Source organism: Mesorhizobium sp. M0904 (genome assembly GCF_040319475.1).
Lineage (GTDB): Bacteria > Pseudomonadota > Alphaproteobacteria > Rhizobiales > Rhizobiaceae > Mesorhizobium.
In genome coordinates this window covers 40,644-51,878 of sequence record NZ_JAMYOC010000025.1, presented here as the reverse complement: position 1 = coordinate 51,878, position 11,235 = coordinate 40,644, and the positions used below count along the sequence as shown (strand labels likewise).

The following is an 11,235-nucleotide window of genomic DNA, read 5'->3' as shown; positions in this document are numbered from 1 at the left end:
TCATGCTCTCAGCCTTGCCGCCATGTTGCCGAAGGCTGAAGGATTCTCAAGGGCCGAGTACACCCGCGCGGTATCGGGATTCGAACTGTCATGTCCAACAGCTTGACTGCACAAATACCTACGCGACGGGTTAAAAGCGTCGACTGAACCCATTTCAACGTGATGCGGCGAGATGCTGGTCTGGGGGGACGCCGGATAGGCGATATCGCCAATTTTTGAGCCGCGTTGCATGCCTTGAATTCGCCCGGGCGCGCGTCATCTAGCTTTGAGTGGCGCCAGCCACTTGAACGGGTGGAGGCAGATTTTGGCGCTCGAAGCTGTCGCGCGTCCCGGCGGTCGCCATATTGCGGTCGCCGTCGTGGCGGTGCCGTTGCTGTTCGCCGTCAGTGGACTGGCCATTCGCTATGCGGCATTTGCCTCGATCTCGGCGGAACCAGGCTTCGCAGCCTATGCCCAGGCGCTCTGCCGGTGGGATTGCGCGTGGTATGTCGACATTTCCGAACACGGTTATGAGCGCTTTCCCATTCCAGGCCAGAGCAATGTCGGACGCTGGGGCTTCTTTCCGCTCTATCCGATGCTGGTGGCGGCAATCCGGTCTGTTTTCCCTTTGCCGACGATACTGCTCGCGTCGATCGCATCGATTGCGTGCAGCTACGCGGCCTGTCTGGTGGCGTGGCCGCTGCTCGAGAAGAACATGCGCGCTTATGTGCTGTATTGCGCCTTTCTGCTCAGCGGCCCGTTCTCCTTTCACTTCACGACTTTCCTGACCGAACCTCTTTTCGTGCTCCTGACGTCGTGCGTTTTTCTGGCACTCAAACGCTCCAGCTATCTGACCGCGGGGCTGTCATCGGCTCTGCTGTCGGCAACCAGGCTCGTCGGAGTGCTTGTTGTATTTGCGACCGTCATTCAGATGTTCAGGGATTACCGCGCAAAGGGCGGATCGGCGCTTTCGTTCCCACGTTGGGTGCTTGGCCGACCGGATCTGCTCGTTGCAATTCTCATCTCGCCTGCCGGCTTGTTCGCCTACATCCTGTTCCTCTATCTGACGGTCGGGGACGGCTTTGCCTTCCTGCACGTCCAGCGCGCGTTTGGACGGGTGGCGGGCAATCCGCTCGCCTTCATATGGGATGGACTCTCGGCCGTTCCGACGACTGGATGGCTGCCTACGGCGCCGCAATGGAGCGCGCTCGCCGCACTCATAGGACTGGCATTATCGGCGGTTCTGGCGGTTCGCAGGCAATATGGCGCCGCGCTGTTCTGCGCCTGCTGCATCATCCTGCCGCTGATCACGAACCTGGCCTCCATGGTCAGATACGTCATTGGGCTTGCGCCTCTGACAATGTTGCTGACCACGTTGTTGTCGGCGTCGAAGCTGACTTTTCTTTCGGCTCTGGGTCTCTTCCTTGGCGCCTGCTATTTCATGACGGTGGCATGGATCGGGGGCTATCTTGCCCTGGTCTAGCACTCCGGGCCCGCATCGGCGCGCGGCCTCGCTTGGCGGCTACACGCTGGCGGCGGTTCTGGCCGGGGCGGAAGTCATCATCCTTGCGCTTGCTGTCAATCCAAACGTCAATGCCGACTATCGCGCCTATTACATCGACTGGATGACAACCTGCCTCAATCGCGATGCGGTCGGCAGCTACACCCTTGGCCAGACGGTGTCGTTCCGGTCCGACGGAGCCAAAAAGGCAGCCGGCATGAGGGTCTGCGGCTGGTCGGGACCGGTAGCCGACGGCACCCATTCGCTGGGCGAGACCTCGCGGCTTCGCCTGAAGATACCGCCGCTCCGCGACGGCCTGACGGCTACGCTGCAAATGGCCGCCGTCATTCGCCCGCCACAGGTCACGCAAAGGGTCGTGATCTCGGTAAACCGCGTTCGGGCGCATGCGGTCACGCTGTCCGGCAAAGAGCCACGAACGGTCTCGTTCGTTATCCCACCGGCGGCTCTCGCCGAGGCTAAAACACTCGACATCGCTTTCGACTACCTCGACGGCATTCCGCCAAGTCCGGCCGCCAGCAACATCTACAAGCGCTCCATCAAATTGTTGTCGCTCCGGCTCGATCCCATTGAGGCGGATTAGGGCAGGCGATCACGCTGCTGGCCGCGTCTTCGCTGCGCGAAAACCCAGCGGTCGAGCATGAGAAGATTGACCGCCGGAACAAGCAAGCATGTAACCAGGATGGCGATGATCGGTCGAAGGCCGAATTTCGCGGTCAAAAGTGCCGGCGCCGCGTAGGCAACGGCGAAGCCTGTCGCCGTCAACAACAGAAAACGCGGAGCCTCCGATCGATGCGATCCGCTCGACGCGAAGGTCACGAACTTATGCGCGAGATAAGAAAACAGGGCGGCAGCGGTATAAGCCGCGAGCGAGGCACCGACCGGCGAGAGGCCGAACCGTTGCCATTTGACCAAAGCGGTGGCCATCACTGCATATAGGATCGTTGCAGCAATGCCGACCGACCCGAAGCGCGCCAGCAGCCTCAGCCCAGCGTCGCCGGTCGAACGGCGCTCAGACATGCGCACTGCACGCATACTGCGCTCCAAGCGGCAGGGCGGAAAGCAGGCGCTCGACCTTTTTGGCCAAGGGCGTTGCCGAGGGTAGCAGCAGAAAATGCTCGGAGCGGATGTCCCTGAAGCCTGTTTCCTGAAAAAGGGACCTTGCTTTAGCGGCGTTGAGCAGGACTGCCTCGTGATCGAACGGACACCGAAACACCGCAAGACGCGTCAGTGGATTGTAGGGATTGTGCTCGATGATGCAGGCGACGCCGCCCGGCCGCACGACGCGGCGCAGTTCCAGGAAGAAATCCAGCCAGACAGCGGGCGAGACATGATGGACGACGCAGCTGGCGAAAGCCAGATCGAACGTGCCGTCCTCATAAGGCAGCCGCTGCGTGCTGCAGGTCCTGTAGGCCACACGCGAATTGTCTTGGCTGGCACGCAAGATCGATTCTTGCGAGACGTCGCAGCCATCCAGGCTGTCGAAAGCACCTTCGAGGTAGGGGTGGAGCGAACCGACGCCGCAGCCGACATCCAGCGCCCTTACGGTCGCCCCACCCTGTCCAAGCTTTCGCTCGACGAGCAGACGCCGCAGCAGGTCCGCCTTGGCGACAAGGAAGAAGTCGTGCCTGAGTCCGGAAAACCGGATGGACCCTTCGACCGCCTCGCCATAGTTGGAATTATAGCTGTCGAAGAGTTCGCCCATTGGCGGGGACTCCACTCCTGGGCTTGTGAAACGATCGGCGGCGCTCACCAGAGACGGCACGCATCGCCTCGTCGAAGCCGGTGAGCCGATCGATCACATACAGCGGGCGGCGTTTCACCTCGGCGTGGATGCTGCCGACATAGAGTCCGACCACGCCGGTCATGAAAAGGTTGATGCCGCACAGGAGCGACACGATCACCACGGTTGATGTCCAGCCGGCAATGATGCCGGTTTCAAAAAACCAGGCAAAGATGGCGTAGGCACCAAAGACCACCGCAAGCGCGGAAATGGCCAATCCGCCCCAGAGGGCCAGGCGCAACGGCTTCTCGGAGAAACTAACGATGCCGTGAACCGCAAGGTGCATCATCTTCCAGAATGGGTATTTGGTCTGGCCCAGGGTTCGGGCGTGGCGCTCAAATGGCACTGCCGTCTGCTTGAAGCCCATCCAGCCGAACATGCCCCTGACGAAGCGGTCATGTTCGGGCATATGCTTGAAGGTTTCCAGCGCCTTGCGGCCGACCAGGCGGAAGTCGCCGACGTCGCGCGGAATATCGACCGACGTCATTTTCTCCAGCAGGCGATAAAAAAGACTTGCCGTAAAGCGCTTGAACCAGGATTCGCCCTCGCGCTTGACTCGGCGGGCATAGACGATCTCGAAGCCTTCCTTCCACTTTGCCACCAGGTCGAGAACGACTTCCGGCGGGTCCTGCAGGTCTGCATCCATGACGATGACGGCATCGCCCGCAGCGGCGTCCATACCGGCGGTAATCGCCACCTGGTGACCGAAATTGCGGGAAAATTCGATCAGCCGAAAGCGCGGCTCGGCGGCAACCACCTTTTGGAGGTATTCGACGCTTCCATCGAGGCTTCCGTCATCGACGAAGATGGCCTCCGTTTCGCCGTCCAGCCGGCCGATAAGCGAACTGATCCGCTCGATCAGCCGAGGAAGCACCTGTTCTTCATTGTATACGGGCAGGACCAGCGAGTAGCGAGGCGGTGACCTGTTCACCGTCATTCCAGGGTCGTGGACCACAGACTCTCGCATGCGGTTGAAAATGGAACGAAAGCTACAAAGTTCCAAAGGCACTTAAGAAACTGCTAATTTATCTAGTTCTGGAGGGAGTACCGGTTCTCGATAAGCACTTGGAGGATGTCGTCGTGAGGTCGGACGTCCACATCGAGGCGTAAACTATCGGTGGCTGCCGGCGCGATCGGGCTGGCGAGAAGCAGTCGTTGAGGCATAACGCGTTGACCGCGAGGCCTACTCTCCCGGACTTGTCGGTTAAAGCGGGGCTACGGGTGACCCTAAGGGTGCGGGCCGACCGCTTTTGACGCATGCCGGACATCGCTCATGGAACACGGTCGGCGAGCGCGGCCGAGTGTCCCGCTGGCAGGCCAGCGAGCGCCCTAACCGGCCGCCTTATCGTACCGGCCAAGCCTCAGCTGGCCCGCAGCCGGTACGACACTTGCCGGCCTGGCCGGTCGCCGCCGTCAAGCAGCCGGTCGAATGTTTTGGTTCACCCGGAAGAGGTTGTTCGGGTCGTATTTCTTCTTCAGCGTAGCCAGGCGCTCATAGTTGTCGCCATAAGCCGCCTTGAGCCTTGCATCGCCCTCGTCATCCATCATGAAGTTCAGGTAGGCGCCACCCAGATCGAATGGATGCACGGCCTCCCAGTAGGCCTTGGTCCAGCGCGTCACCGGGCCCGCTTTCTGTGGGTCCGGATCGATCCCGGCGATGACCATCGACCAGGTCGCATCACGGTAATTCCAGGGTGTCTCGTCTTTGCCGACGCGATGGACCGCACCATCGATCGGGTAGAGATGCATGAGCGATAGCTCGCTCGGCGTCTTCGCCGCCTGCTCGAGATGGGCGTCGATCGCCTCGTCGGACAGCGTCTTGACGAAATCGCCCCGCCAGTACCACTGCATTCCCTTCGGGTAGAGCCCATCGAACATGCTCTGCACCGCGGGATAGGGCATCGTTCCCATCCAGTTGAACCAGGGCGCGGGCAGCGCATCGAGCAGCGGGGCCAGCGCCTCTCTGCCCTTTTCCTCCGGGCCGTTGTAGCAGCACATCAGCAGACACATCCGCTGTCCCCAAAACTCTTCCGGGAAGGGTGCGCTCGACAGGACGGTCTTGAGCCCGAGGAAGATCCCGAGTTCTTCGGGCGCGTTCGGCAGGAACTCGCGATAATGCTGCATGATGGTGCGGGCGTGGCGCTGATCCCATGCGATCGGCCCCGCAAAGACCATGCTGACCCGGTGGAGCCTGAACACAAAGCTGGTAACGATGCCGAAATTGCCGCCGCCGCCGCGAAGCGCCCAGAACAGGTTGGGGTTCCGTTCCTTGCTGGCGGTGACGAAGCTTCCGTCGGCAAGCACGACATCGGCCTCGACCAGATTATCGATGGTCAGGCCATATTTGCGCGTCAGATAGCCATGGCCGCCGCTCAGCGTCAGTCCGGCGACCCCGGTGGTCGAGATGATGCCCGCCGGTACGGCCAGGCCAAAGGCATGGGTGGCATGGTCGAGGTCGCCCTGAGTGCAGCCCGGGCCTACCCGCGCCGTGCGGGCATCCGGATCGACGCGCACGCCGTTCATCGCCGACAGGTCGATCACCAGACCGTCGTCGCAGCTCCCCAATCCTGGTCCATTATGGCCGCCGCCACGTACCGCAACCAGCAAATTGTTGTCGCGGCCGAAATTCACCGCTGTGATTACGTCGGCGACGTCGACACAGCGGGCGATGATCAGCGGCCGCTTGTCGATCATGCCGTTGTAGAGCTTGCGGGCCTCGTCATAGCGGGCGTCGCCGGCGCGGATGACTTCGCCTCGCAGGCTTGCTGCGAATTTGGTGATGTCTTCATCGTTCATGACATTCCTCCCTGTTATTGGACCTGTCGGCCGGCCGATGAAACGCTAATCCCGTCCGCTGTTCCCGCAAATGTCACATCGTCCATTTCTGTTGCCCGATCGTTCAGAGTAGGATTAGACCGGATGGATAGTTGCTCGGGCGGCCATATTGCCGGATAGTTCGAGATGCCTGGCGGAAAAACTCGTTGTCAAAGGGAGTAGCCGATCGTTTCCGGAGGTGTAGTGCATGGATGTCCTTTCCGATGTGCTCCGAGCCGTTCGCCTCACCGGTGCGATCTATTTCGACGTTGACGCCAGCTCTCCCTGGGTTGGCGAGTCGCCGGGCACGGCCGACATTGCCGCCGCCATCATGCCGGAGGCAGAGCACATCATTTCTTTTCATGCCGTGATGTCGGGCTCGTGCTGGGCCGCGCTGGGAGACGATTCGGTGCCCCCGGTGCTCGTGAACGCCGGTGATGTCGTTGTCTTCCCCGGTGGTGTTCCGAACGTGTTGAGCTCCTCGCCGGGGGCGCGGGGCGAACCCAATATGGCGATGTATTATCGGCCGATAGACGAGAGCCTGCCGTTTGCGGTGATCCATGGTGGCGGGGGAGACGAGCGGACCCGGTTCATTTGCGGGTATCTTGGCTGCGATGCACGTCCCTTCAATCCTCTCCTGGCCGCATTGCCGGCCATCCTGTGCGCCCGCAAGCCCGCCGATGGAAGCAGCTGGGTTATCGACCTTTTTCGGCTGGCGCTGGCAGAAGGTGGCAGTGGGCGGGCGGGCTGTGAGACGATACTCGCCAAGCTGAGCGAGCTGATGTTTGTCGAGATCATCCGCCGCCATCTCGAGACCCTGCCCGACGATTCGCGCGGCTGGCTGTCAGGCCTACGGGATCCACATGTCGGCGAGGCGCTCCGGCTCATCCACGCTCGCCCCGGGGAGGAATGGACATTGGACCGGCTCGCCCGCGAAGTAGGGCTCTCGCGCACGGCGTTTGCGAGCCGCTTTACCCACTATGTCGGGGTTTCGCCCATGCACTATCTTGCTCGCTGGCGTCTACAACTGGCAGGACGCTTGCTCGAACGCCCTGAAATGAGCATCGCGCAAGCGGGTGCCGAGGTCGGCTACGAGTCGGAAGCCGCCTTCAATCGCGCCTTCAAAAAGTTCGTCGGCATTCCACCTGGCACCTGGCGAAAGGGACGGTCGGCGTTGCTCGAGGCTCAGAGATTGCCCGCTGGCGTCGTGCAATAGGAAAGAACTGGCAGGGCGTTGACGCTTCGGTCCGCGTAAAGCGTCCCAATGCTCGAAAGCCCCTGCCACAAAGCGGTTGACGATGACCGGCAGCCTCGACGCGTTCGGCGAGGCGTTTCAGGCCTCGCGCCTCAATCCTTCGCGCGCTCGACATAGGCGCCATCGGCGGTCATCACCACCACGCGGGTGCCAGCGCTGATGTGTGGCGGCACCAGGGTACGCACGCCGTTGGACAGCGTTGCCGGCTTGTAGGACGAGGACGCCGTCTGGCCCTTGGTCACCGGCTCGGTCTCGACCACCTCGAAAGTGGCGCGCTGCGGCAGTACCAGCGAGATGGCGATGTTGTTGTATTGCGAGATCTGCACCGGCATGCCTTCCACCAGATAGGGCGCCATGTCGCCGACCACGCTTTCCGGCACCGCGACCTGGTCGTAAGTCTCCGGATTCATGAAGTGAAAGCCTTCGCCGTCACGGTAGAGGAACGTGTGCTCGCGCTCCTCGACATAGGCGCGCTCGACCTGCTCTGTGGTGCGGTAACGCTCGGAAACCTTTACCCCGTCGGAGATACGCCGCATGTCGAGCTGGGTGACCGGCGTACCCTTGCCAGGATGAATGTTTTCGGCAAAGAGGATCACATAAAGCTTGCCGTCCTTTTCGACGACGTTGCCTTTGCGTAAGGAGCTGGCGATGACCTTCACGGGTTTCCATCCTGATAAAATTTGTTGGCGCAAATCGGCTGGAGAGGCCGTTGCGTGCGGCCTAGCGCATCTTGGCCGCAATCGCCAGCCCTCTGTGCAATTCCCCTGAAGCCGATGACCGCCGCTTCGCCGTGGTGGACGCCGCATGTCCACGCCGACCGCCGGCCGCGGCTGATTCTGCGCAACGCCATTGCCGCTGGCATGCGCGACTGGTTCGCCCGCCGCGACTTCGTCGAGGTGGAGACATCGGCCCTGCAGGTCTCGCCCGGCAATGAAGCGCACCTGTCGGCCTTTGCCACCGAGGCGATCGGGCCGGACGGGCAGCGCCAGCCGCTCTATCTCCATACCTCGCCGGAATTCGCCTGCAAGAAGCTGCTTACCGCCGGCGAAGAGCGCATCTTCAGCCTCGGGGCTGTGTGGCGCAACCGCGAGCGCGGCCCCTTGCACCATCCTGAGTTCACCATGCTCGAATGGTACCGCGTCGGCGAGACCTATGAGAGCCTGATGCGCGATTGCGCCGAGCTCGTCGCGCTGGCGGCCGAACGGGCGGGCGCAAAGCGTCTTAGCTTCCGCGGCCGCGAGGCCGACCCGTTTGCCGAGCCGGAACGGTTGAGCGTCGCCGAGGCCTTCATGCGCCATGCCGGCATCGATCTGCTGGCGACGGTAGCAGCCGACGGCAGCACCGACCGCGAGGGCTTGCATGCCGCCCTGGTCCAGGCCGAATTGCGGACCGCGCCCGACGACAATTGGGCCGACCTGTTCAGCCGGGTGATGGTCGAAAAAATCGAACCGGCGCTGGGGCAGGGGTGTGCCACAATCCTCTACGGCTACCCGATCTCGGAGGCGGCATTGGCCCGGCCGAGCGCCGACGATCCACGCACCGCCGAGCGCTTCGAGCTCTATTGCTGCGGCGTCGAGCTCGCCAACGCCTTTGGCGAATTGACCGATCCGGCCGAGCAGCGCCGGCGCTTTGCCGCCGAGATGGACGAGAAGCAGCGCGTCTATGGCGAACGCTACCCGATCGACGAGGATTTCCTCGCCGCGCTCGCCATCATGCCGCAGGCGAGCGGCGCCGCGCTCGGCTTCGACCGGCTGGTAATGCTCGCCACCGGCGCGCTCAGGCTCGACGACGTGATCTGGACGCCGGTGACTGGTCCCTGACGATAGGTTGGGCTGACCGACGCGTCAGATTTGGACCAATTACATGTCAGGCCAGGCCGCCGCTGGCTCCGTCGGCTAGAAGATTAGCGACGACGAACATCGACAGACCCATCATAGCGTGCCGGCGGCGGTGATTGCCGGGAGAGCTTTTCGCGCGGCCGTTGCCACTGGCCAGGAACTGCACCACGACGACTGGTCATGGCGAAGCGCTGCAACCGTTCCGTGTGTTGCCGCGATCATGATGGCCCGGCATAGTGCTGGCGGAGTTCGCGGCGCAGCGGAGCTAGCGGCCATCGTACTCAGAATGGGCCTGGGCACAATGCCAGACAAGAATGCGCTGGACGCAAAGCATGGCGGCGAATGGACAATGTCCTGGCGCTTGGTCATACTTGCGGCCGCAGCGATTAACGTTGTGATGCTCTTGGCCGCGCTGTTCGTCGCGCAAATTCTTGGTCTGGACGCTACGATCTTCTATCGAGATCCATCTGCAGCCGCCGACGTCGGCTTCTATACGGGGTGGATTTCGTCTCTGGGTGCCTCATTATGGATCGGCACCGGCGCTGCGACCCTGTTTGCTGGTCGGCTCACGCGCCGATGGGATTGCACTTTTCTCGGCGGCCTTACCCTGGTCTTGGGCCTCGATGACCTGTTGTTGATCCATGAGGACGTGCTGCCCGTTGTTGCGATACCAGAGATTGTTCCCATGATTGCCTATGCCGTCGCCGGGTTGTTCTGGTTCTTTCGGCTGCGACGGAAGACATTTGAGGGCACGATCGTATTTGTGGCCGCAGGCTTCCTACTCGCGATGTCAGCAGCCATCGACCAGTTGGGAGAGCTGTTTCCAACCCCGGATTCGGCGGTCGACATCGCCGAAGACGCCGTCAAAGAGCTTGGCATCTTTCTTTGGGCGGCAGGTGCCGTCGGGTACGCGGCGATGGTGACACGATTGGGCCGCCCGTGGGTGGATCCAGCCGATCCCAACTCTACAGGCTGACTGCCGCACACGCTATGAGCCAACGGCGGTGATCACCACCGGCACGATCAGCGGCGACAGCAGCAGCGGCATGACGATGCGGCGGCCGGGAAACTTTTCGTCGGAAAGCGCAATCGCTGCAAACGTGCCGAGTGTCGTCGCGACCAGCGTCGTCCCGAACGCAACGATCAGGCTGTTCCCGATCGCCGATTGCCAGCGTTGGGTGCCGAGCACGACCGCGTACCAGCGCGTCGAAATCCCCTCCAGCGGAAAGATGAAGAAGGCGCCGCTGTTGAACGACAAGGGAACCGGAACGAGGATCGGCACGAGGAGAAACAGGATCACCATGCGAGGCCCTTGGGCACGGAGGCGATGAGGCAGGCGAGGGGGAAGCCCAGTATCAGCGTGGCCAGCGTCTCCACCGCGGCGACGAAGAATGTGGGCATGAACACCTGCAGGAAGATCGCCTGCTCCGGCGGCACTCTTTCAATGCCTCCAATTCGTGCGGCAATCGCTTCCGGCGGCCACCCGCGCCAATGCGCTGGCGCTCGCCGGTCTGCTGGCCGAGGCCTTGCCCGCCTGGGAGGAGGTGGTGGCGGACGCTGACCTGGCAGACTTGCCGCGCTCCACGGCTGTCTCTACTTGTATCGTCGCGAGAGCGATTTCGCCAAGGCCGCTGGGGGCAGGGCGCTGCGCGCCGGGTTTGGCGTCCATCAAGAGGTTCTGATGCCGGAAGCGGTGGCCGCGCTGGAGCCCGGCCTGCCCGCGACCGGGGCCAGCGGTCTGTACTTCCCGGACTCGATGAATGTCACCGATTCCCGGCCCGTCATCGGTCCGTCGCGCGGCAGCTCCAGGGTGATCCATGCCTTCGGTCATGGTCATCTCGGCCTGACACTCGCGCCGATCACCGCGCGCCTGGTCGCCGAACTGATCGCTGGACGCGGCGATCCAGCGCGTCTCGCGGCGTTTTCGGCTGATCGCTTCCGCGCCTGATCGATCGAACATTTCGCCGTCGGGTTGCGATCAGGAGTCGCACCGACCTGGGCTGGATGCCCCCTGATTGTCCGCTTCTCCCATTGCAGAAGCCGCACC

Annotated in this window: 13 protein-coding genes; 6 read left to right on the top strand and 7 right to left on the bottom strand. The window is 62.4% G+C overall.

What is annotated here, in order from left to right:
- Positions 1-304 precede the first annotated feature (304 nt).
- Both NKH80_RS24185 and NKH80_RS24180 read left to right on the top strand, forming a co-directional pair.
- Positions 305-1,462 (top strand): putative hexosyltransferase, encoded by a 1,158-nt coding sequence (locus NKH80_RS24185; RefSeq protein WP_352993993.1) that lies wholly within the window; start codon positions 305-307, stop codon positions 1,460-1,462.
- Positions 1,449-2,081, top strand: coding sequence for a hypothetical protein (locus NKH80_RS24180; RefSeq protein ID WP_352509452.1), 633 nt, complete (start codon positions 1,449-1,451; stop codon positions 2,079-2,081). The genes NKH80_RS24185 and NKH80_RS24180 overlap by 14 nt, the downstream gene beginning before the upstream one ends.
- Here NKH80_RS24180 and NKH80_RS24175 read toward each other — a convergent pair.
- The 4 genes from NKH80_RS24175 to NKH80_RS24160 form a co-directional block, all read right to left on the bottom strand.
- Positions 2,078-2,518: a GtrA family protein gene (locus NKH80_RS24175; RefSeq protein WP_352993990.1), complete on the bottom strand. Its 441-nt coding sequence runs from the start codon at positions 2,516-2,518 to the stop codon at positions 2,078-2,080. The two genes, NKH80_RS24180 and NKH80_RS24175, sit on opposite strands and share 4 nt — an antisense overlap.
- The gene (locus NKH80_RS24170) at positions 2,511-3,203 is read right to left on the bottom strand and encodes a class I SAM-dependent methyltransferase (RefSeq protein WP_352509455.1); all 693 of its coding nucleotides are present in this window, start codon (positions 3,201-3,203) and stop codon (positions 2,511-2,513) included. The genes NKH80_RS24175 and NKH80_RS24170 overlap by 8 nt, the downstream gene beginning before the upstream one ends.
- Complete coding sequence (locus NKH80_RS24165; protein ID WP_352509473.1) at positions 3,178-4,218, bottom strand: glycosyltransferase family 2 protein; 1,041 nt, start codon at positions 4,216-4,218, stop codon at positions 3,178-3,180. Before NKH80_RS24165 ends, NKH80_RS24170 begins: the two co-directional genes overlap by 26 nt.
- A 476-nt stretch (positions 4,219-4,694) precedes the next feature.
- On the bottom strand, positions 4,695-6,077 hold the full coding sequence (locus NKH80_RS24160) for an FAD-binding oxidoreductase (protein ID WP_352509456.1): 1,383 nt from the start codon (positions 6,075-6,077) through the stop codon (positions 4,695-4,697).
- A gap of 226 nt (positions 6,078-6,303) precedes the next feature.
- Here NKH80_RS24160 and NKH80_RS24155 point away from each other — a divergent pair, with 226 nt between their 5' ends.
- On the top strand, positions 6,304-7,311 hold the full coding sequence (locus NKH80_RS24155) for an AraC family transcriptional regulator (RefSeq protein WP_352751669.1): 1,008 nt from the start codon (positions 6,304-6,306) through the stop codon (positions 7,309-7,311).
- Positions 7,312-7,442: 131 nt separating this feature from the next.
- Here NKH80_RS24155 and efp read toward each other — a convergent pair whose 3' ends face one another.
- Positions 7,443-8,009: an elongation factor P gene (gene efp / locus NKH80_RS24150; RefSeq protein ID WP_023674374.1), complete on the bottom strand. Its 567-nt coding sequence runs from the start codon at positions 8,007-8,009 to the stop codon at positions 7,443-7,445.
- Between the two features lie 114 nt (positions 8,010-8,123).
- Here efp and epmA point away from each other — a divergent pair, with 114 nt between their 5' ends.
- The gene (epmA, locus tag NKH80_RS24145) at positions 8,124-9,170 is read left to right on the top strand and encodes an EF-P lysine aminoacylase EpmA (RefSeq protein WP_352993987.1); all 1,047 of its coding nucleotides are present in this window, start codon (positions 8,124-8,126) and stop codon (positions 9,168-9,170) included.
- 319 nt (positions 9,171-9,489) lie between these two features.
- Positions 9,490-10,164: a DUF8692 domain-containing protein gene (locus NKH80_RS24140; RefSeq protein WP_352479931.1), complete on the top strand. Its 675-nt coding sequence runs from the start codon at positions 9,490-9,492 to the stop codon at positions 10,162-10,164.
- Between the two features lie 12 nt (positions 10,165-10,176).
- On the opposite strand, the gene NKH80_RS24135 is transcribed toward NKH80_RS24140, so the two are convergent.
- Positions 10,177-10,491 carry an ABC transporter permease gene (locus NKH80_RS24135; RefSeq protein WP_352993984.1) on the bottom strand — a complete coding sequence of 105 codons (315 nt, stop codon included), beginning with the start codon at positions 10,489-10,491 and terminating at the stop codon, positions 10,177-10,179.
- Complete coding sequence (locus tag NKH80_RS24130; protein ID WP_352509461.1) at positions 10,485-10,625, bottom strand: hypothetical protein; 141 nt, start codon at positions 10,623-10,625, stop codon at positions 10,485-10,487. The genes NKH80_RS24135 and NKH80_RS24130 overlap by 7 nt, the downstream gene beginning before the upstream one ends.
- A gap of 244 nt (positions 10,626-10,869) precedes the next feature.
- Here NKH80_RS24130 and NKH80_RS24125 point away from each other — a divergent pair, with 244 nt between their 5' ends.
- Positions 10,870-11,136, top strand: a complete 267-nt coding sequence (locus NKH80_RS24125) for an FAD-dependent oxidoreductase (RefSeq protein WP_352993981.1) — start codon at positions 10,870-10,872, stop codon at positions 11,134-11,136.
- Positions 11,137-11,235 lie beyond the last annotated feature (99 nt).